The 21,848-nt window shown below is 74.4% G+C and carries 8 protein-coding genes; 2 read left to right on the top strand and 6 right to left on the bottom strand.

Annotated elements, in window-relative coordinates:
* Window positions 1-199: 199 nt before the first annotated feature.
* Window positions 200-355 carry a hypothetical protein gene (locus tag ABT342_RS23870; protein ID WP_351577369.1) on the bottom strand — a complete coding sequence of 52 codons (156 nt, stop codon included), beginning with the start codon at window positions 353-355 and terminating at the stop codon, window positions 200-202.
* Between the two features lie 246 nt (window positions 356-601).
* Between ABT342_RS23870 and ABT342_RS23865 the strand changes: the two genes are divergently transcribed.
* Window positions 602-1,861: an NsdA family TPR-like regulatory protein gene (locus tag ABT342_RS23865; RefSeq protein ID WP_502965601.1), complete on the top strand. Its 1,260-nt coding sequence runs from the start codon at window positions 602-604 to the stop codon at window positions 1,859-1,861.
* Window positions 1,858-2,376, top strand: a complete 519-nt coding sequence (locus tag ABT342_RS23860; RefSeq protein ID WP_351577363.1) for a GNAT family N-acetyltransferase — start codon at window positions 1,858-1,860, stop codon at window positions 2,374-2,376. The genes ABT342_RS23865 and ABT342_RS23860 overlap by 4 nt, the downstream gene beginning before the upstream one ends.
* 49 nt (window positions 2,377-2,425) lie before the next feature.
* On the opposite strand, the gene ABT342_RS23855 is transcribed toward ABT342_RS23860, so the two are convergent.
* The 5 genes from ABT342_RS23855 to ABT342_RS23835 form a co-directional block, all read right to left on the bottom strand.
* The gene (locus ABT342_RS23855) at window positions 2,426-3,445 is read right to left on the bottom strand and encodes an NAD-dependent epimerase/dehydratase family protein (protein WP_351577360.1); all 1,020 of its coding nucleotides are present in this window, start codon (window positions 3,443-3,445) and stop codon (window positions 2,426-2,428) included.
* A gap of 383 nt (window positions 3,446-3,828) precedes the next feature.
* Window positions 3,829-5,115 (bottom strand): activator-dependent family glycosyltransferase, encoded by a 1,287-nt coding sequence (locus ABT342_RS23850; protein ID WP_351577357.1) that lies wholly within the window; start codon window positions 5,113-5,115, stop codon window positions 3,829-3,831.
* Between the two features lie 9 nt (window positions 5,116-5,124).
* Entirely contained in the window at window positions 5,125-6,351 is a 1,227-nt protein-coding gene (locus tag ABT342_RS23845) for a cytochrome P450 (RefSeq protein ID WP_351577354.1), read from the bottom strand.
* Complete coding sequence (locus ABT342_RS23840) at window positions 6,348-16,517, bottom strand: SDR family NAD(P)-dependent oxidoreductase (protein WP_351577351.1); 10,170 nt, start codon at window positions 16,515-16,517, stop codon at window positions 6,348-6,350. The genes ABT342_RS23845 and ABT342_RS23840 overlap by 4 nt, the downstream gene beginning before the upstream one ends.
* On the bottom strand, window positions 16,514-21,844 hold the full coding sequence (locus tag ABT342_RS23835) for an SDR family NAD(P)-dependent oxidoreductase (protein ID WP_351577348.1): 5,331 nt from the start codon (window positions 21,842-21,844) through the stop codon (window positions 16,514-16,516). Before ABT342_RS23835 ends, ABT342_RS23840 begins: the two co-directional genes overlap by 4 nt.
* Between the last annotated feature and the right edge of the window lie 4 nt (window positions 21,845-21,848).

Here is a 21,848-nt window from a genome sequence, read left to right as displayed (position 1 = left end):
TCCATGGCGCGGACGATCGTGCCGACCGGCGGACGTGTTCCGAGAACCGCGATCGCGCGTGGCGCGGTGGGATCCGTGACGTGCGCCAAGGGCTCGGAGCGACGGCAGAAGCTCTCCCAGCCGTCGGCAACGCGATCAAGCAGCTCCTGGGACGGCCCTGGAGGCGGCGCGGAAATCGCAGGGCGAGGCGGAGGCGTGGTCACTGCTGCCTCCTATGCTGCGGGCAACCACACGGCGGTTCTTCGCCGATGGTCTCCGCCGCCGTCGCGAGCGCGTGTTCCGTGGCCTCCGCCGTGCACTCCACGGGGGTCGCCTGCTGCTCGTGCTCCTGGCGCTCCTGCTGCTTCGTGGTCATCGGGGAGCCTCGTCCTGGTCGGTGGCAGAGGAGGCGTCGCCATCCCCCAGGGGGGCAGGGGATGGGGGCGCCGTGTACCGCTGCGGGGCGTGGAGTCCGTGGCGGCACTTGTCCAGTCCAACGCCAAAGGCAGGTCAACGGGTAGGAAAAAGCGCCCGGTCGCTACTCGCGGTGACCGGAAATTTTGAGCGGGCGATCCCAGTAGACCCTCTCCACGCTGCATGATTACGCGGTTACGGTGAGTGTGTGGAAAATCTCCGGCTGCAGGCCCACATGCTCGAACACGGCTTCAAACAGGGTGCGTTGGCCGACAGGGTGAACGACGAGCTGAGAGCCGCTGGTCCCCGGGGGACGGTCGGGGATCGGACCGTACGGAACTGGACGACCGGAAAATCCCGATGGCCTCACGAGCGACAGCGCGCCGCACTGCGTGCAGTATTCGGATGTACGGACGCCTGTCTCGGCTTCCTGCCCCCCGGCACGCCCGCACCACCCGCAGAGGATCTCTCCCACATGCTCCGCCGCCGCTTCTGCGTCGCTGCCGCTACCGCGGTCGCCGCCGCCGTACTGCCTGCCGCCGACTCCCGCCCCACCAGCGTGGGCACCTCCGACGTGATCCGGCTGCGCGAGGGAATGGACAAGCTCACCGCCCTCGACCAGAGACGCGGCGGACACAGCGCTCTCGAACGCGCTGCCCTGGCCGGAGCAGCCGAAGCAGTCGGCCTCCAAGAACAGGCAGCCTCACAGACGATCAGGCAACGCCTGTTCGCCGTCGCCGCCGACTACACCACGGCCGCCGCCTGGTCGTGCATCGACGCCCGCCAGCTCGACCGTGCACGCCTCCACGTGAGCGAGGCGCTGCGGCTGGCCGGGATGGCGCAGGACCCCATGACACAGATGCGGGTATGGAACGCAACCGCGCTCCTGGCTCACCAGCGCGGCGACTACGCCGAGGGCATCGCCGCAGCCCAGGCCGCCCAGGCCACGGCGATCACCCGCCGCGATCCGCTGTTCGGCTCTCTCGCCCACGCCCGTACCGCCCTCGGGCACGCGGAGCGCGGAGACCGACAGGCCACCATCCGCTCGCTCGGCTATGCCGAAGAAGCCCTGGAACGGGCACAGGACCGCCCACGACCCGCCTGGATCGCCTTCTACGGGCGCGCGGAGCTCCACGCCCTCACTGGGGTCGCCCGTAACATCCTCGGCGATCCCGCGGAGGCCGAGGCCTCCTCACATCGGGCACTGGGCGCGCTTCCCGGCGCCTACCGGCGCAACCGGGCGATGACCACCGTCGACCTCGCCCTGGCCCAGCTCCACCAGGGCGACGCCGAACAAGCCTGCAGCACCACCGAGGACGTATTCAGGCTGATGTCCGGCAGCCCGCTGCCCGGCCGACTGCGGGTCCAGCTCGGAGACTTCTACCGCGACCTACTCACCCTCGCGCCGTCCACCCAGGTCGCGCGAGAGTGGGCTGACCGATACCGATCCGAATGGAGCCTTGCATGACCGTCACCATGCGCCGCTATGCCCATGACGACCTCCCTGGCATCCGGCAAACCCTTCTCGATGTCCACGCCGATGCCTACGCCGACCGGAAACATGAGGAGTTCGTACAACGCTTCCCCTGGTTCGTGGACCACTGGGGAGGCCGGGAGGGCTTCGCGTGCGTGATCGCCTACGACGGGGATGAGCCGGTCGGCTTCACCTACGGCGCGCCCGGCGAACCGGGCCGGGAATGGTGGCGCGACCACCTTGACATCCCGCCGGCCGACCCGGCGACGTTCTCGGTGTCGGAACTGATGCTCAGGCCGAAGTGGCGGAAGCAGGGAATCGGTGAGCGGCTGCACGCCGCCCTGTTCGACGGCCGGAGCGAGGCCCTGGCCGTGCTCACGGTTGACACCAAACGGCCCCGGCTCCAGGCGATGTACGAGGGATGGGGGTACCGGAAGGTCGGCGAACAGCAGCCGTTCCCCGATTCCCCGCTGTATGCAGTCATGCTCCGCGACCTACGCAGCGTGTAGGTCGCGCACGGCGGCACCAACCTCGTGCGACAGCACAGCTAGCGCAGCATCAGCTGGCGAAGGAGGCCAGAATCTTGGCTTCCTTGTCAGGGTCGATTCCGTGGTCCGCCCATCGTGTGTGGTCCACGGGCCGACCGTCAGCCCGCAGCCACGCCGAGGTGTCGTTGATCGTCTCGCGGAGCGGCCGGCACGTCAGCCCGGCCGCGACAGCCCTGCTGGAGTCCACTGACCACACGCCGTCGTGGGTTCGCCATAGTGGGAGCTCGGTCCACTGCTTCACTCGATATTCGGCGAGCACTTCCGGGGACACCCATACCGGTCGGCCAGCGCCCTCGGTGGATGTCAGGCATGCCTCGAGGAAGTCACCGAAGCTGATCCCTTCCGGGTGCGCGATGTTGTAGGCGCCGCTGTCCGAGACGGCGGCCTGGTCCAAGGCGAATGCGGCTACGTCGCGCACGTCCACCGGCTGAATACAGCGTTCGGCTGGTGCCGGTGCCAGGATCCGTCCGCCTCGGTGTGCCCGGTTCAGCCACCATGGGAGCCGGCCGACGTACTCGCCCGGCCCGAGAATCACACCTGGGCGCAGGAACACGGCCCGGTCGTCGAATGACTCGGCAATGGCGCGCTCCCCGCCTGCTTTCTGAAACCCGTATTTCGTCGGGGATCCATCTGCGCCTGTGTGGCCATGGGTCTCGTCAGCGTCAGGCGGACAGTCCAACAGTGTGGCGTCCTCAGTGAGTGTCCGGTGCGGCCATCCTGCGTACACGGACACGGTGGAGATGTGCACCCATCGGGCGGCTCGGTCTCGGAGAGCCTGCGCGGCCAGGCGGACATCTCGAGGGGGCAGTTCCGAGCTTGACGTGTCGATCACCGCATCCCAAGGCCCCTGCACGGCGAGCTGCTGCAGGTCCTCCCGGCTCGTCCGGTCGCCGTGTACCGCTTCCGTTCCTGGTGCGTCGCGTCCGGACCGGCCGCGGTTGAACGTCGTCACCTCCCAACCGCGGCGAAGCGCGCCATCCACGACGCTCTTTCCCAGAAACCATGTACCGCCCATGACCAGAATCCGCATGGCTCCCGATCCTGCCTGCTCCAGGGCGCAACGGGAAGCCGACCTCGTGGAGGCGCACAGGTGGCTGCCCCGGTTCCTGACCTGGCGTTGACGCTCGGGTAGCGCACGGCCCTTCACGCGGCGGAGGGGCAGGCCTATCTCCTACCCTATGACGTTAAAACCGCTCCTGGTCTACAGAATGATTGGCGTTTCTGCGAAAAATGCTTTGTGCTCTTCTTTGAGCCTCACGACGTCGACAACAGCTCCGCCGCCGGGGGGAAGCACCGACCAACTGCCCACAAATTTCAAATCAACGTTGTGTGAAGCAGCTCATCCGCCGCAACCCGCTGGACGGGGGCGAAGGTTTCGCGGACCGACCGATCTCCGAAAGAGGCACCCCGGGTTCAGTTACCGCGAGCCCGTCCCGCGCGTCGCGCCGCGGTCATCTTCTCCAGCACACCGACGACTTCCGTCGGCGCCGGCTCGGACAGGATCTCGTCCCGCACTTTCGCCGCGCCCGCACGGAACGACGGGTCCTCGAGGACGCGTACGACACTTTCCCGGAAACGATCGGCGGTCAGTTTCCCGACCGGGAGGGACAGGCCCATGCCGATGTCCTCCGTCAGTCGGGCCCGCTCGTCCGTGTCCCACCCGTGGGGCAGCAGGATCTGCGGCACGCCGTGGATCGCCGCGGTGTGCCAGGTGCCCGGCCCGCCGTGGTGGGCGATCGCGTCGCAGGTGGGGAGCAGGGCGTGCATCGGGACGAAGTCGACCGTGCGGACGTTGTCGGGGACGCGGGGGACGGATTCCAGCTGGTGGGCGTCGAGCGTGGCGACGAACTCGGCGTCGATGTCGGCGACGGCGTCCAGGATCTCGCCGGTGGTGATCACCTCCACCCCGCTGTCGCGCCCCGAGACGCCCAGCGTGATGCACACCCGGCGCCTGGTGGGCGGCTTCTGCAGCCAGTCCGGTACGACGGAGGGGCCGTTGTAGTCGACGTAGCGCATCCCCACGGTCGGCAGCCCCAGGTCGAGGCGCATGCTCGCCGGTACGGGGTCGATGGTCCACTGGCCGACGGCCATCTCCTCGTCGAAGCCCGGCTCCGGCTCCACCCCGTGCCGGCGCAGGGTCCATTCGATCCACTCCGCGAAGGGGTCCTCCCGGTGCTCCGGCTCCTGCCTCCGACTCAGGTCCAGGAAGGCGCGGCGGGCTTTCGTGGTGATGTCCGGGCCCCAGAGCAGCCGGGCGTGGGCCGCTCCGGTCACCTTGGCCGCGATCGGGGCGGCGAAGGTCAGCGGTTCCCATATCAGCAGGTCCGGCTGCCATGCGCGGCAGAAATCGACCATCCCGTCGATCAGCGAGTCGGGGGTCATCAGCGCGAAGAGGTTGGGCGTGAGGGCGGTCTGCATGCCCAGCAGGTGATCCCAGGACGCGGTCCCCAGGGCGGCGTCGGTGAACTCCAGTGACCGCACGTACTTGATCATGTCTTCGCCGACCGCGCTCATGTGCCCGACGAGGTCGACGTCCTCGCCCACGGGCACCGCCGTGAGACCGGCGGTGGTGGTGATCTCGGTCAGCCCCGGTGATCCGACGACCCGGACCTCGTGCCCGGCCGCGCGGGCGGCCCAGGCGAGCGGGACGAGCGGGTAGAAGTGGGTCTTGCTCGTCATGGAGGAGAAGACGATACGCATCGGCAGTCCTTAGATCTCGACCGGGCACCGGCTGATGCCCCGCAGTACGGGCGAACGGCGGCGGTGGACCAGGGGGCCCGCCAGGGTCATGCGGGGCAGCGTCGTGGCGAGGGCGCGCAGTGCCGCGACGGCGTGCCGGGCCGCGAACGCGTCCAGGCCGTCCTGGTGGCCGAGGCCCGACGTCAGGGCCGGTGGGTCGTCCGGGCGGTCCACGTCGAACCGGTCGGGCGCGGCGAACGCCTCCGGATCGCGGTTGGCCGCCGCGACGGCCACCACCACCTCGTCACCCTCCGCGAGCGTGGTGCCGTGGACCGTCCGGGCGGCGGTGGCGTAGCGGCATTCGAGGTGGACCGGGGGCGCGGTGCGCAGGGTCTCCGCCACGATGCGGTCCGCCAGGTCCGGGTCGTCGGCCAGCCGGCCGGCCAGGCCCGGGGTCCTGAGGGTGGCGAGCACGGCGTTGCACACCGTGTTGGCCGCCGTCTCGCAGCCGGCCCCCGCCAGGACGCCGTCGGCGCCCGCCCGTTCGCGCAGGCCCGCGAGGGCGGCCAGGGTCTGTTCGGTCACGGCGAGCAGCTGCGGGGTCAGCCGGGCGTCCAGTGCCCCGGCACTCGACCTCAGCAGGGCGGCGAGGGCTCGCGCGTCCTCGCCGTCCGGAGCGAGGCGTCGCGCGTCCTCGCCGTCCGGAGCGAGGCGGGCGGTCACGGCGTCCGCAGCGAGGCGCGCGGCCACGCCGCCCGGAGCGAGGCGCGCGGCCACGCCGCCCGGAGCGAGGCGCGCGGCCACGCCGCCCGGAGCGAGGCGCGCGGCCAGGCCGCAGACCGGGACCTCGCGGGCGAGGTCCCGCATCAGGTCGAAGCGTGTCCCCGGCCTCGGCAGCAACGCGCGGTATTCCGCGACCAGTTCCTCCACGGCGGCGAGCGGCGGGCCGGCGCCCGTGCGCACGTCCAGGAACGGCTGTGCCCAGTCCGCGGCCGTCTCCCCCGCGGCCCGGGTGAACCCGGGGCCGTCCAGTACCCGTGCGGCGGCTTCGTACCCGGTGACGACGAAGGCACCGGAGCGGCTGCGGAAGAGTGCGGGAGAGGCCGAGCGGATCTGCTCGTACCAGCGGCCCGGTTCGTCGTCCTGGCCGCACAGGAGCATCGCGTACGGGTCGCCGTTCACGCCGAAGGCCCAGTACCAGCCGCGGGCCATCTGGAGCCGGCTGCCGAGCCGGCTTCGGTCTGTGGTGGTCTTCATGCCATGTTCCCCGTCCATGTGTGGATGCGGTCGGCGACGGCCCCGGCGTGCTCGTGCACCATCGAGAAGTGGTCGCCCGGCACGTCCACGCAGTCGTGCGGGAACGGCCATGTGGCCTGCCAGGACTCGCCCTCCGGCCACACCCCGAGCGCCTCGGAGGCCCGGACGAGCAGCGTGGGGACGGCGAGGTCCCGGGGCCGCCACGCGCGGGTGAACCGGTGGTACGTGCCCAGGGCGGTGAGCCGGGTGTCGTCCACCCGCACCCCCTCGCGGCCGAACATCGTGTCGGTCAGCTCCGTGAGCCAGCCCTGCACCGCCTGCTGCTGTCCGGGCGGGTAGACGTCGATCAGGACGATGCCGTGCGGCGGGCGGCCGCGGTCGGCGAGTTCGGCCCCCAGGGCGTACGCCATCAGAGCGCCGGCGGAGTGGCCGACGAGCACGAACGGCCCGTCCGCGGACCTGAGGACGGCGTCCGCCTGGACCCCGAGGACCGCCGCCATCGACGCGGGCACCTGCTCGCCCGGCTCGTAGCCCGGCTGCGGCAGCGCGGACACCGGCATCCGGCCGTCGAGGGCGGCGGCGATCCGGAGGAACTCGTGCGGCCCGGCCACCGGCGCCGTACCGGCACAGCAGATCAGGCGGACCTCACCCGGGCCGGAGGCCAGTTCCACGAGTTCGACCGGGGAGGCCAGGTCCTCGGGGCCCTCGAAGCGGTCCCGGTGCTCGGACAGTTCCCCGAGCAGCTCCAGGTAGGAGTCGAAGCGTCCCTGCCGTACGGAGCGTGTGTAGAGGGTGCGCAGCATGCCGTCGCCTCCGTCGGGGGCGGCCGGGGCGTGCGGTGTCCCCGACGTGAGCAGGGGCCGCAGGTGGGCCGCGAGGCGGGTGGCGGAGGGGTGGTCGAGCACCAGGGTGGTGGGCAGGGCCAGTCCGGTGACGTCCTGCAGCCGGTTGCGCAGGCCCACCACCGTCAGGGAGTCGAAACCCAGCCCGGTGAAGGGCTGGTCCAGTCCCACCGCTTCCGGGTCCGGGTGCCCGAGCACCGCCGCCACCTGCGCGCGGACCCAGGTGGCGAGCCTTGCCTCGGCCTCGTCCGCGGGCAGGCCGGACAGCCGGTCCCGCCAGCTGGGGCCGTGTCCCGGCCCGTCCTGGGCAGCCGCGGCGGGCGCCTGCCGGGCGGCGTCGGGCAGGTCCTCGATGAGCGGGCGCGGCCGGGCGGCGGTGAAGCCGACGGCGAACCGGTTCCAGTCGACGTCGGCGATCGAGACGCAGGTGTCCCCCTGGTCCAGGGCCTGTTGGAGGGCCCGTACCGCCTTCTCGGGCGCCATCGGGCGCAGCCCCCGCCGGATCAGGCCGGGCAGGTCGGCGTCGGCCATGCCGCCGTCCGCCCAGGCGCCCCAGGCGACGCTGGTCGCGGCCTTGCCCTGGGCCCGGCGCCGGTGCGCCAGTGCGTCGAGGTAGGCGTTGCCCGCGGCGTAGGCGCCGAGCAGGCCGCTGCCCCAGACCCCCGCGTTGGAGGAGAAGAGCACGAACGTCTCGGCGTCGGGGCACAGTTCGTCGAGCAGCCCGGCGCCGGCCGTCTTCACCCGGGTCACGCGCGCCAGCTCGTCCGGGTCGAGGTCGGCCACGGCCCGTCCGTCGGGTACGCCGGCCAGGTGCATCACCGTACGGATCCGCTCCCCCTGCCGCCGTATCCCGCTGACCAGTTCCGTCAGCCGCGCCCGGTCGGTGACGTCGCAGGCCTCGAAGGTCACCCGGGCGCCCAGGGCGGTCAGTTCCGCCGCCAGCTCGGTGTCCCGTGGCGTCGCTCCCGCCGACCTGCCGACCAGCACCAGATGGTCCGCCCCAGCGCGGGCGAGGTGGCGGGCGACGTGGCCGCCGAGGGCTCCGGCACCGCCGGTGATCAGTGCCGTGCCGGATGGCTGCCACGGGGCCCTGCCGGGTGCGAGCGGGGCCCTGACGAGCCGTCGGGCGTGGCAGCCGCTCTCGCGCAGGGCGAGCTGGTCCTCGTCCCCCGCGGCCCCGAGGCAGGCGGTGAACCGGCGCAGTACGGGCCCGGTGAGCTGCTCGGGCAGGTCGAGCAGGCCGCCCCAGCGCTCGGGGGCCTCCAGGCCCATCACCCGTCCGATGCCCCAGACCATGGCCTGCGCCGGGTCGGCCGGGTCGGTCGTGCCGGTCGTGCCGGTCGTGCCGTCCTGTTCCACCGCCACGGCCCCGCACGTCACCAGCCACAGGGGCGCCTCGACGCCCGCGTCGCCGAGCGCCTGGTGGAGGGCGAGGTTGGCGGTGGTGGCCCGCAGTTCGTCGTACGGGCCGTCCGCCGGCTCCTCCAGGGCCAGCAGGGAGATCACCGCGGTGATGTCCGGAACGACCTCCCCCAGCTCCTTGGCGAGACCGTCCCGTCCGGCCGCCACCGCGTCCGTCGTGAGCCGCAGCACCGTGCCGCCGGCGTCCTCGACGGCGCGGACCACGGCGTCCTCGCGCGGCCCGGTGCCGGAGCCGACCACCAGGTACTTCCCGGAGAGCGGGCCCTCGGCCGGGGAGAGGGGCCGCCACTCGACGCGGTAGCGCCAGTCGGCCACCCGGTCGGGGACCTCGGGCGCCAGCCAGTACCGCTGGTGCTCGAAGGGGTAGGTGGGCAGGTGCGCGGGCGCACGGTCCGGGAAGACGGCCCGCCAGTCGACGGGTACGCCGCCCACGTGGGCGCGGGCGAGTTCGCGGACGAAGTGCCGTTCGCCCTCGTCCCGGTGCAGGCTGCCGAGGACCAGCACCTCGTTCCCGGAGTTACCGGACCGCTCGGCGGTCTCCTGGACGCCGGTGGTGAGCACGGGGTGCGGGCTCACCTCGACGAAGGTGTCGTAGCCATCCGTGAGGGCGGCGCGGATCGCCTCGTCGAAGCGGACCTGGGAGCGGAGGTTGTCGTACCAGTACGCGGCGTCCATGACGCCGGTGTCGCAGCGTTCGCCGCGCAGCGTGGAGTAGAGCGGCGTGTCCGACGACCGGGGTGCCACTCCCGCCAGGTCGGTGAGGACGCGCCGGCGGAGCGGCTCCATGTGGGGCGTGTGGGAGGCGTAGCCGACGGGGATGCGCCTGGCCCGGATTCCGTCGGCGGCGCAGCGTTCCTCGAGCTCGGTGAGCGCTTCGGGGTCTCCGGCCACCACGGTCGACGCCGGGGAGTTGACCGCGGCGACGCTCACCCGCCCCGGCCAGTCGGCGATCAGTTCGCGCGCCCGGTCCTCGGGCAGCGGGACGGAGGTCATGCCGCCGTGGCCGGCGAGTTCGGCGAGCGCACGGGCCCGCAGGGCCACCACCCGCGCCGCGTCCGACAACGACAACGCCCCCGCGACATGGGCCGCCGCGATCTCCCCCTGCGAATGCCCCACCACCGCGTCCGGCTCCACACCACACGCCCGCCACAACCGCGCCAACGACACCATCACCGCGAACAGCACCGGCTGCACCACATCCACCCGCTCCAGCGACGGAGCACCCTCCACACCACGGATCACCTCCAGCACGGAGAAACCCGCCACCTCCGCCAGCGCTTCATCGCACTCCTCCAACGCCTCGGCGAACACCGGGACATCGAGCAGCCCGCGCCCCATCCCCACCCACTGCGACCCCTGACCCGGGAACACCCACACCACACGACGCCCACCACCACCGGTACCGGTGCCGGTGAGCAGGCCGGGAGCGGGCAGTCCCTCGTCGAGCCGGCGCAGGAGGTCCCGGGCCGTGTCGTGGTCCTCGGCGAGGACGACGGCGCGGCGCTCGTGGTGGGTGCGTCCGGTCGCGAGCGTGCGGCCCGCGCGTTCCAGCGCGTCGGTGCCGGCCGCGTCCGCCAGTACCGGGGTCAGGCGTCGGGCCTGGGCGGTCAGGGCGGTGTCCGTACGCGCCGACAGCACCAGCGGCACCACGCCCGCGGCCTCCAGCACACCCACCGGGCCCCCGGAGGACTCCGCCTCCTGACCCGCCGAGGGGGGCTCCTCCACGATCAGATGCGCGTTCGTCCCACTCACACCGAACGCCGACACCCCCGCCCGACGCGGACGACCGTCACGCGGCCACTCGCGCGCCTCGCGCAACACCTCCACCGCACCCGACGACCAATCCACATGCGGCGACACCACACCCGCGTGCAACGTCCCCGGCAACACCCCATGCCGCAACGCCAACACCATCTTGATCACACCAGCCACACCCGCAGCCGCCTGCGCATGCCCGATATTCGACTTCAACGAACCCAGCCACAAAGGCCGTTGAGGATCACGCCCTTGCCCGTACGTCGCCAGCAACGCCTGCGCCTCGATCGGATCACCCAGCACCGTCCCCGTCCCATGCCCCTCCACCGCATCCACCTGATCCGGCGTCAGACCCGCGGCGGCCAACGCCTGCCGCACCACCCGCTGCTGAGCCGGACCGCTCGGCGCCGCCAGACCGTTGCTCGCCCCGTCCTGGTTCACCGCACTGCCCCGCACCACCGCCAGCACCTGATGACCGTTACGCCGCGCGTCCGACAGCCGCTCCAGCACCACGAGCCCCACACCCTCGGCGAAACCGAAGCCGTCGGCCTGCTCGGAATAGGCCTTGCAGCGCCCGTCGGCGGCCAGCGCGCCCTGACGCGAGAACTCCTCGAAGACCTCGGTTCCCGCCATCACCGACACCCCGCCGGCCACCGCCAGCGAACACTCCCCGTCCCGCAGCGACCGGGACGCCAGATGCAGCGCCACCAACGACGACGAACACGCCGTGTCCACCGTCAGCGCGGGACCCTCAAGACCCAGCACATACGCCACCCGGCCCGAGGCGACGGCGGGTGAGCCGCCGGTGAGCAGATAGCCCTCGCTGCTCTCGGGGGTCTCGGCGCCGTGGCCGTAGCCCTGGTAGGCGGCGCCCAGGAACACCCCGGTGTCGGTGCCGCGCAGCGAGCGCGCGTCGATGCCGGAGTTCTCCAGCGCCTCCCAGGCGACCTCCAGGACCTGGCGCTGCTGCGGGTCCATCGCCAGCGCCTCGCGCGGGGAGATCCCGAAGAACGCCGCGTCGAAGTCCCCCGCGCCGTCGAGGAAGGCCCCGTAGCGGGGGCCGGCCGTGCCGTCGGCAGCGGTGTCCCAGAGGCGGTCGAGGTCCCAGCCGCGGTCGGTGGGCAGCTCCGAGACGGCGTCACGGCCCGCGGCGATGAACTCCCACAGACTCTCCGGGGAGTCGATGCCGCCGGGTAGCCGGCAGGCCATGCCCACGACGGCGATCGGATCGTCCTCGCGCGGGGCGCCGCCGGCCGGCCGCGGCCCCGCCTCGGGCTCCGCCCCGATGGCCGGGGTCTGCTCGGAGCCGAAGAGCCGGTCGAGCAGGTAGTCGGCGAGAGCGGTGACGCTGGGCCGGTCGAAGACCAGGGTGGTCGCCTCGCGCAGGCCGGTCGCGGCGGTGATCCGGTTGCGCAGCTGGATCGCGGTCATCGAGTCGAAACCGAGGTCCCTGAAGGCGCGGTCCCGGTCGACGGCCCCGGCGTCGGTGTGGCCGAGCACCGCGGCGGTCTCGGCCCGCACCAGACGCAGCAGGTGTTCCCGGCGTTCCCTGGCCGGCAGCGGCAGCAGCCTCTCCCGCAGCCGGGAGCGGCCCTGCTCCGCCTCCTCCCGCTCCTGGCCGGCCGGCCCGGCGGCGGGCAGCGTTCGTGCGAGTTCGTCGAACAGCGGCCGGTGCCGTGCGGCGCCCATGAGGTCGAGGAACGCCGGCAGGTCGAGGTCGGCGACACAGACAGCGGCCTCGTCGCGGTCCAGGCACGCGTCCAGTTCGGCGAGGGCCTGCTCGGGCGGCATCGGGCGCATGCCCTGGCGGCGCAGGAAGTCCTGGCCCGCGTCGTCGGCCATGCCCGGTCCGTCCCACAGCCCCCACCCGACGGACAGCGCGGGCAGCCCGCGGTGACGGCGCCGCCGTGCGAAGCCGTCCAGGAAGGCGTTGGCCGCCGCGTAGGCGCCCGCACGGGTCGCGCCCCACACTCCGGCGTTCGACGAGAACAGGACGAAGGCCTCCGCGTCGGGGCACAGTTCGTCGAGGTGCGCCGTCCCGGCGGTCTTGGCGGCGGTGACGCTCGCGAACTCCTCCTCGGTGATGCGGTCCAGCGGCGTGGACTGCGGTACGCCGGCCGTGTGGAAGACGGCGTCGACGGTCCTGCCGTGCGCGCGCTCGTCGGCCAGCAGCGCGGCCAGCGCGTCCCGGTCCGCGACATCGCAGGCGGCGAGGGTCACCCCGGCGCCCAGGGCGGCCAGTTCCTCCTTGAGGCGCCCGGCGCCCGGTGCCTTCGGGCCCCGCCTGCTGGTGAGGACAAGATGTGCGGCGCCGGCGCGCGCCAGGCGGCGCGCGACATGGGCACCGATTCCGCCGGTGCCCCCGGTCACCAGGACCGTGCCGCGCGGGGACCAGCCGCGCACGTCGGCCGGTGCGTCCGCTGAGGTGGCCGCCGGGATGTCCGACGCGTCGGCCGAGGTGGCCGCCGGGGTGGCCGCCCGGGTGCCCGACGAGGTGGCCGCCAACGCGTCAGCCGAGGTCTCCACCAACGCGTCCGCCGGGGTGCCCGCCGACGTGCCCGCCGTCGTGCCCGCCGACGTGCCCGCCGACGCGTCCGCCAGGGCGGGCACGAGCCGGGGGATGCTGGTCCCGGTCGCGCGGATCGCCACCTGGTCCTCGTCCCGGGGCCGGGCGAGCACCGCCGCCATCGCCGCGACGAGGTCCCCCTCCGGCGTGGGCAGGTCGATCGACCCGCCCCAGCGCGTGGGGTGTTCCAGACCGATGACCCGGCCGAGGCCGCACACCGCCGTCTGCGCGGGGTCCGGCTCCCCGTCCTGATCGGTCACGGCCACGGCCCGCCGGGTCAGCACCCACAGGGGCGCCTCGACGTCCGCGTCGCCCAGGGCCTGGGCCAGGGTCAGGGTCCGCCAGGCCGGCAGGTGCGGCGCGTCGGCGGATCCGTCCACGGGGGCGTCCTCGGGAGCGTCCAGGGCGAGCAGCGAGAGGACCGCCGTCGGCTCCCGGTCGGCCGCGGCCGCGCGCAGGGCCGCCGCGGCCTCGGCGCGTCGCTGTCCGCCGCAGTCGACGGCGGTGACCGTGGCACCGGCACCTTCGAGGGCAGTGCGGACCGTGTCGTACCAGGCGCCCGGGACCTGACGGCCGGTCACCAGGAGGACGTGGCCGGTGAGGGGTGCCGCCTCCCACGCGGCGTCTCGCCATTCCACCCGGTAGCGCCGCCCCTGGGCGGCTGGTCCGGTGCGGCGGTCGGGGGCCGTGTGCCAGAACGGGCGGTGCTGGAAGGGGTAGCAGGGGAGGTCGGCCACGGCGCCGTCCGGCAGCGCGGGCCGCCAGTCGGTCCGTACGCCGCGCACATGTGCCTCGGCGAGCGCCGCCAGGAACCGGTCGAGGCCGCCCGCGTCCCGCCGCAGGGTGCTCAGGACCACCGCGTCGGCCCCCACCGCGTCCAGGGTGGCCTCGATGCCGGGGCCGAGCACCGGCTGCGGGCTCACCTCGACGAAGGCGTCGAAGCCCGCCTCGGCCAGCAGGCGCGTCCCCGTCGCGAACCGCACCGGTTCGCGCAGGTTGCGGTACCAGTAGTCGGCCCCCATGACGGCGGTGTCGACCGGCTCACCGGTCGTCGTGGAGTACAGGGGTACGGGTGCCGTCCGGGCGACGACACCGGACAGCGCGGCCGTCAGCTCCTCGCGCAGCGGCTCGACCATGGCCGAGTGGGAGGCGTAGTCCACCGGGATGTTCCGCGCCCGGACGCCGCCCGCCACGCAGGCGTCGAGCAGCGCGTCCAGGTGCTCCCGGGGACCGGCCACCACGACCGCCCCCGGGCCGTTGACCGAGGCGATCGTCAGGGCTCCGCCATAGGGGGCCAGCAGCGCCTCTGTCTGCTCCTCGGAGCGGGCCAGGGAGACCATGCCGCCGGTGCCGGCGAGGGACCGCAGCGCCTTGGCGCGCACCGCGACCACCTTCGCGGCGTCGTCGAGGGAGAGGGCGCCGGCGACGCAGGCGGCCGCGATCTCCCCCTGCGAGTGACCGATGACCGCGGCCGGTTCGACACCGTGGGACCGCCACAGCTCCGCCAGCGACACCATCACCGCGAACAGCGCGGGCTGGACGACGTCCACCCGCTCCAGCGGCGCGCCGTCGGCGATCACCTCGGTCAGCGACCAGTCGGTGTAGGGGGCCAGCGCCTGCTCGCACGCGCGCATGGAGCGGGCGAAGACCGGCGAGGCGGCGAGCAGTTCGGCGGCCATGCCCTGCCACTGCGACCCCTGCCCCGGGAACACCATCACGACCTTCCGGCTGCCCGGGGCCGCGGTGCCGGTGACCGCTTGCGCGTGCGGCTCCTCGCGGGCCACGGCGCGCAGGGCGGCCAGGGCGTCCGCGCGGCCGCCGACCACCACGGCGCGGTGCTCGAACGCGGTGCGCCGGGTGGCGAGGGTGAAGGCGGTGTCCGGCAGCGGGGCGGCGCCGGGCCGCTCCAGATGGGCGGCGAGCCGTTCGGCCTGGTCCCGCAGGGCGCCCTCGGTCCGGCCGGACAGGAGCAGCGGGTACGGTCCTGCCTCCTCCCGGCCGCCGGCCGGCGGCTCGGGGGCCGGGCCGGGTTCCGACCCGCCGGCCGACGGCGCGGGGGCCAGGCCGGGTTCCACGCCACCGGCCGACGGCCCGGAGGCCAGGCCGGGTTCCACGCCACCGGCCGACGGCCCGGAGGCCAGGCCGTCTTCCGGGGCCTCCTCGACCAGGACGTGCGCGTTGGTCCCGCTGATGCCGAACGAGGAGACTCCCGCGCGGCGCGGCCGGGTGCCGCGCGGCCACGGCCTGCTCTCGGCGAGCGGTACGACGGCGCCCGTCTCCCAGTCGATCCGCGGCGAGGGTGCGTCGAGGTGGAGGAGGCGGGGCAGCCGGCCGTGCTGGAGGGCGAGCACCGTCTTGATCAGGCCCGCGACGCCGGCGGCCGCCTGGGTGTGTCCGATGTTGGACTTCACCGAGCCGATCCACAGCGGAGCGTCCTCGGGCCGCCCGGCGCCGTAGGTCTCCAGCAGGGCGTGTGCCTCGATGGGGTCGCCGAGCGTGGTTCCGGTGCCGTGCGCCTCGACGTAGTCGACGTCGGCGGGGCCGAGCCGGGAGTCGTCGAGCGCCTGCCGGATCACCCGCTGCTGGGCCGGTCCGTTGGGTGCGGTGAGGCCGTTGCTGGCGCCGTCCTGGTTGACGGCCGAGCCGCGCAGCACGGCCAGTATCCGGCGGCCTTCCGCCTGTGCCGTGGACAGCCGCTGGAGCACGAGGAATCCGACGCCTTCGGCCAGGCCGAAGCCGTCGGCGGCGCGGGCGAAGGGCTTGCACCGGCCGTCCGCGGCCAGTCCGCCCTGGCTGCGGAACTCGGTGAACGCGCCGGGGGTGCTCATGACGGTGGCGCCGCCCGCGAGCGCGGTCGTGCACTCCCCCCGGCGCAGCGACTGCATGGCCAGGTGGGTCGCGGTGAGGGAGGAGGAGCAGGCGGTGTCCACGGTCAGCGCGGGGCCTTCGAGGCCGAGCGCGTACGCCACCCGGCCGGAGGCGACGCTGGAGGCCGTGCCCGTTCCCAGGTATCCCAGCACGTCCGGTGACGCCTCGTCGGGGCGCGGCCCGTAGTCGACGGCGCCGACTCCGGCGAACACTCCGGTGGCGGTGCCGCCCAGCGACGCGGGGTCGAAGCCGGCGCGTTCCAGGGCTTCCCAGGCGACCTCCAGCAGGAGCCGCTGCTGCGGGTCCATGGCCAGCGCCTCGCGCGGCGAGATGCCGAAGAAGTCCGCGTCGAAGCCGGCGGCGTCGTACAGGAACCCTCCTTCGCATCCGTCGAGGGCGGCGGTGTCCCAGCCGCGGTCGGTGGGCAGGCCCGCCACGGCGTCGCCGTCCGCCATGAGGAAGTCCCACAGGGCGGCGGGGCTGTCGATGCCACCGGGGAGCCGGCAGCCCATGCCGACGATCGCGATCGGCTCGCCGGCCCGGTACTCGGTCTCCCGCAGCCGCGCGCTGACGGCCTCCAGGTCCCCGGCCGTCCGCCGCAGGTAGCGGCGCAGCTTGGTCTCGGTGGTCTCCTGATCCCCGCTCACCTTGGTCCGGGTGGTCTCCTGGTCCCCGCTCACCTTGGTCCGGGTGGTCTCCTGGTCCCCGCTCATCGTCCCTCGTTCCCCTCGCCGAACCGCTGGTCGAGCAGTGCGAACAGTTCCTCGTCGTCGACGGTGTCGACGTCCACGACGGCCGTGCGGGAGTCCCCGCCGCCCAGGGCGCTCCACCTGCCGAGCAGGGCCGTCAGCCGCGCCTCGATCGCCCTGCGTTCACCGGCCTCGTCCTCGGTGGCCTCCCGCCAGCCGTCCAGTGCCGCCTCCAGTGCGGCGAGGTGCTCGGCGACCTCGCCGGCCGGGCGCCGCGGGCCGGCCTGCGGTGCGCCGGACGCGTCCGCGAACAGCTTGTTGTCCACGTAGGCGGCCACCGCCTCGGGCGTCGGGTGGTCGAAGACGAGGGTGCTCGGCAGCCGCAGGCCGACCACGGCGCCCAGGCGGTTGCGCAACTCGACCGACGCCAGGGAGTCGAAGCCGAGGTCCTTGAACTGCCGCCCGGACGGCACCGGGTCGGCCGTGTCGTACCCGGCGACGGCGGCGGCCTGGGCCCGTACGGCATCGGTCAGGGCGGCGAGCCGGTCGGGGCGCGGCATCGGCGCCAGGCGTGCGGCGAGCCCGTCGCCGCCGGACTGTTCCCCGGCGGCCCGGCGCAACGGCGTGTGCAGCAGCCCGCGCAGCACCTCGGGGGGACCGTCCGGGCCCTGCGGCCGGGAGGTGTCCAGGCGCAGCGGGTACAGGACCGGGTCGCCGCGCCGGATCGCGAGGTCGAACAGGTCCAGCGCCCGTGCGGTCGGCAGGGGCAGCATGCCCGCCCGCGCCATCCGCCGGGTGTCCCGCTCGTCCAGCGCGCCCGTCAGGCCGCTGGCCTCCTCCCACAGCCCCCAGCCGAGGGACGTCGCGGGCAGCCCTCGCGCCTGCCGGTACCGGGCCAGCGCGTCCAGTGCGGCGTTGGCCGCCGCGTACGCGCCCTGGCCCGGCCCGGCCAGTACGGAGGCGCCCGAGCCGAACAGGGCGAAGAAGCTCAGGTCGCGGCCCTCGGTGAGTTGGTGCAGGTGCCAGGCGGCGTCGGCCTTGGGCGCGAAGACCTCGGCCAGCGCGTCCGGCTGCACGGAGGCGGCCAGGCCGTCCGCGAGCACCCCGGCGGTGTGGACGACGCCCGTCAGCGGGTGTGCGGCCGGGATGCCGTCGAGTACGGCCGCGAGCGCGGCGCGGTCGGAGACGTCGCAGGCGAGCGTCGTCACGGCCGCGCCCAGCTCCCCGAGCTCGGCCGCGAACCGGTCCGCTCCCGGGGCGGTGGGCCCGCGCCGTCCGAGCAGCAGCAGGTGGCGCACCCCGTGCTCGGTGACGAGGTGGCGGGCCAGCAGCCGGGCCAGGGTGCCCGTTCCGCCGGTGACGAGTACGGTGCCGTCGGGGTCGAGCGGTGCCGGCTGGACGAGCACCAGCTTGCCGGTGTGCCGCCCCGTGCTCATGTGCTGAAGGGCGGCCGACGCCCGCTGGAGCGGCCGGGCCGTGACCGGCAGGCGCGTGAGCTTCCCGTCGGCGACCAGGGCGGCGACCTCGGCCAGGATCGCGCCGAGCCGGTCCGGCCCCGCGTCGGCGAGGTCGAAGGGCAGGTAGCGCCCGTGGAACCGTTCCGGGTCGCGCGGGTCGGTCTTGCCCATCTCGACGAACGCCCCGCCTTCCGCGAGGAGTCGCGCCGATTCGTCGAGCAGCGCACCGGTCAGCGAGTTGACCACGACGTCCATGCCGCGGCCGCCGCCGGCGGACCGGAACCGCTGTCCGAAGCCCGGTTCCCTGGACGAGGCGATGTGGTCGTCGTCCAGTCCGAGTCCGCGCAGGATGTCGTGCTTGGCGGGACTGGCGGTGGCGAAGACCTCCGCCCCGGCCAGCCGGGCCAGGCGGACCGCGGCCATGCCGACGCCGGTGGCGGCGGCGTGCACCAGGACGGTCTGCCCGGACCGCAGACCGGCGAGGTCGTGCAGGGCGTAGTGGGCGGTGGTGAAGGCGATGGGCAGCGCCGCCGCCTCGGTGGTGCTCCAGCCCCGCGGTGCGGGGACCACCAGCCGGTGGTCGGTGACGGCCACGGGCCCGAAGGCGCCTTCGAACAGGCCCATGACCCGGTCGCCCGCCTTGACTCCCGTGACGTCGGGGCCGGTGGCGGTGACGACCCCGGCGCCCTCGGTGCCCATGACGGCGGCGCCGGGGTACATGCCGAGGGCTATGAGGACGTCGCGGAAGTTCACGCCGGTGGCCCTCAGTTCCACCCGTACCTCGCCGGGGCCCGGCTGCCGCCCGGCGTCCGGCGCCGGCGCGAACGTGAGGGCGTCCAGGGAGTTGCCGGCGGGCTCCAGGCGGGCGGGCGACCGAGGTGGGAGCAGGGCCACCGCGGCGCGGGTGGAGGACAGCCGCGGCACGAGCGCGAGGTCGCCGCGCAGCGCGACCTGCGGATGGCCGAGCACGGCGGGGAGCCCGGCGAGGGCCGAGAGGTCCGCGTCGCTGTCGACGAGGACGAAGTTGCCCGGCGACTCCGCCTGTGCGGAGCGGACCAGGCCCCAGACCGCGGCCTGCGCGGGGTCCGCCTCGGTGTCGGCCGGGCCGGCGCTGACGGCATGACGGGTGAGGAACACCAGGCGGCCGGTCCGCTCCGGTGCGTCGAGCCACTGGCGGACGAGTCCGGCCGCGTGCAGCACGCTCTCGCGCACGGACCCGGCCGGGTCCGCCGCCTGCCAGGGACGACCGTGCACGACGACGGCCTCGGGTTCCGGCTCGCCCGCCGCGACCGCCGCGGCCAGTGCCGCCAGGTCCGGGTAGTCCTTGCCGGGCCCCGTCGGGCCGCCGCCGACGGTCACGCAGTTCACCGTCGCGGTGCCGGTCTCGGGAAGGGGCCGCCAGGACAGCCGGTAAAGGTCGTCGGCGCCTGTTTCCTCCCCGTCGCCGGGGTGCGGCGCGCCGTCGGCCGGGCGTACGGTCACGGCGCTCACCCGGGCGACCGGCGCTCCCGTGGGGTCGGTCACCGACAGGCTCATCGCGTCGTCGCCGGCGGGGGCCGCCGTCACGCGGACCGTGGTGGCCCCGGACGCGTACAGGGTGGTCCCGCTCCAGGAGAAGGGGAGGAACGCCCCTTCCCGGTCGGCCAGGTGGCTCAGGCCGAGGGTCTGCGCGGCCGCGTCGAGGAGGACGGGGTGCAGCAGGTAGCCCTCGTCGCCGGGGGCTGCCGCGTTCTCGCCCCCGGCCGTGGCGCCCCCCGCGGCCGCGGGGAGTTCGGCCTCGGCGAAGACCTCCTCGCCGCGCTGCCACGCGGCGCGCAGCGCCCGGAAGGCGGGCCCGTAGGCGTAGCCCCGGTCGGCCAGGCGCGCGTAGGCGGCGTCCAGGTCGATGGGCCGGGCGCCCGGCGGCGGCCAGGCCGCCGGGGCCGGGGGCGGCGCCGTGGCCTCGCCGAGGACGCCGTTCGCGTGCCGGGTCCAGGGCGCGTCGGGGGTGCGCGCGTCGCGGGCGTGCACGTCCACCGTGCGGGTGCCGTCCTGCGCGGGGGCGCCGGCCGTCACGCGCACGGCGGTGGCCGGGCCGGGCACCAGCGGGGCGGAGAGCACCAGTTCCTCCACGGCGGGCGTGCCCGCGTGCCGGCCGGCCGTCAGGGCCAGGTCGACCAGCGCGCTGCCGGGCAGCAGCGCCGTTCCGCCGACGGCGTGGTCGGCCAGCCACGGCTGGTCCCCGAGCGCGATCCGCCCGGTCAGGACGTATCCGCCATCGGGTATCTCCAGCGCCATGGACAGGACGGGGTGGGCCACGGTGTCCATGCCCAGCGCGGTGGCATCGCCGCGGGTACGGCGCGGGCGCGGCCAGTAGGTGGTGTGCTCGAACGGGTAGGTCGGCAGTTCCGCCGTGCCGCCGGGCCCCACGGCCGGCCCGAGGTCGACGGGCAGGCCGTCGGCCCAGGCCTCCAGCAGGTTGCGCAGGAAGGTGCGCGTCCCGGGGCGGTCCCGGCGCAGGGAGGCGAGGGTGACGACGTCCCGGCCGAGGTCGTCGGCGGTCTCCTCGATGCCGGAGAGCAGCACCGGGTGCGGACTCACCTCGATGAAGGTGTCGAAGCCCTGGCCCATCAGGTGCCGTACGGCCTCGTCGAGGCGGACCGTCCCGCGCAGGTTGCGGTACCAGTACGCCGCGTCGAACCCGGCGGTGTCCAGCGGGCCGCCGGTGACGGTCGAGCAGAAGGGCACGGAGGCGGAGCGGGCCGGGATCTCGCCCAGTACGTCGGCGAGTTGCCGCTCGACCTGTTCCACCTGCGGGGAGTGGGAGCCGTAGCCCACCGCGATCCGCCGCGGGGACATCTCCTCGGCCTGCGGCGATCCGAGGAACTCCGCCAGGGCCGTGGCCTCTCCGGCGACGACGAGGGAGCGCGGCCCGTTCACCGCGGCCACGCTCAGGCGGCCGTCCCACGGCGACAGGGCCGCCGCGAGCTCGTCGGGAGTGGCCGTGACGGAGGCCATGCCGCCCTGTCCGTTCAGCTCGCGCAGCACCTTGCTGCGCAGCGCCACGACCTTCGCGGCGTCATCGAGGGTGAGGGCCCCGGCGACGCAGGCGGCGGCGATCTCGCCCTGCGAGTGACCGACCACGGCGGCCGGTTCCACCCCGTGGACACGCCACAGCTGTGCCAGCGACACCATCACCGCGAACAGCAGGGGCTGGAGGACATCGGGCCGTTCGAACGCGTCCTCGGGCCCGTCGCCGCGCAGCGTGGCGAGCAGGTCCCAGTCGGTGTACGGCGCGAGCGCCGTCGCGCAGGCCTCCATCGACGCGGCGAAGACCTCCGACCGGTCGAGGAGGTCGCGGGCCATGCCGGTCCACTGCGAGCCCTGGCCGGGGAAGACCAGCACGGCCTTACGGGCGCCCGCCGTACGCGGCGCCGCCACGTCGGCGACGGCCTCGCCGGCGGCCAGGGCATCGAGGGCCGCGCACACCGATTCCCGGTCGTCGCCCAGCACCGCGGCCCTGATGTCGAAGCGTGCCCGGCCGGTCGCGAGCGTCCGTGCGGTGTCGGCCAGGGAGATCTCCGGCGAGGTGCGCAGCAGCTCGGCCAGGGCGCGCGCCTGCGCGGTCACCGCGCGGCGCGTACGGGCCGAGAGCGGGAGGGCCACGGCACCCGCCGCGAGACCGCTGCCGGCGGGCCGTCCGCCCGGCGCCGGGGCTGCCGGGGTTGCCGGAGCGGCCGGGGCGGCCGGGGCCACCGATGCCGCGTCTGCCAGCTCTGCCGAGGCCACCGGGGCCACCGGGCCCGCCAGGGCCACCGGGGCTGCCGCGTCTGCCAGCTCTGCCGAGGCCACCGGGGCCACCGGGCCCGCCAGGGCCACCGGGGCTGCCGCGTCTGCCAGCTCTGCCGAGGCCACCGGC

This window comes from Streptomyces sp. NPDC000410, assembly GCF_040300305.1.
Lineage (GTDB): Bacteria > Actinomycetota > Actinomycetes > Streptomycetales > Streptomycetaceae > Streptomyces.
Note: the sequence above shows the minus strand (reverse complement) of the source record. Positions and strands in the feature narration are given on the sequence as shown.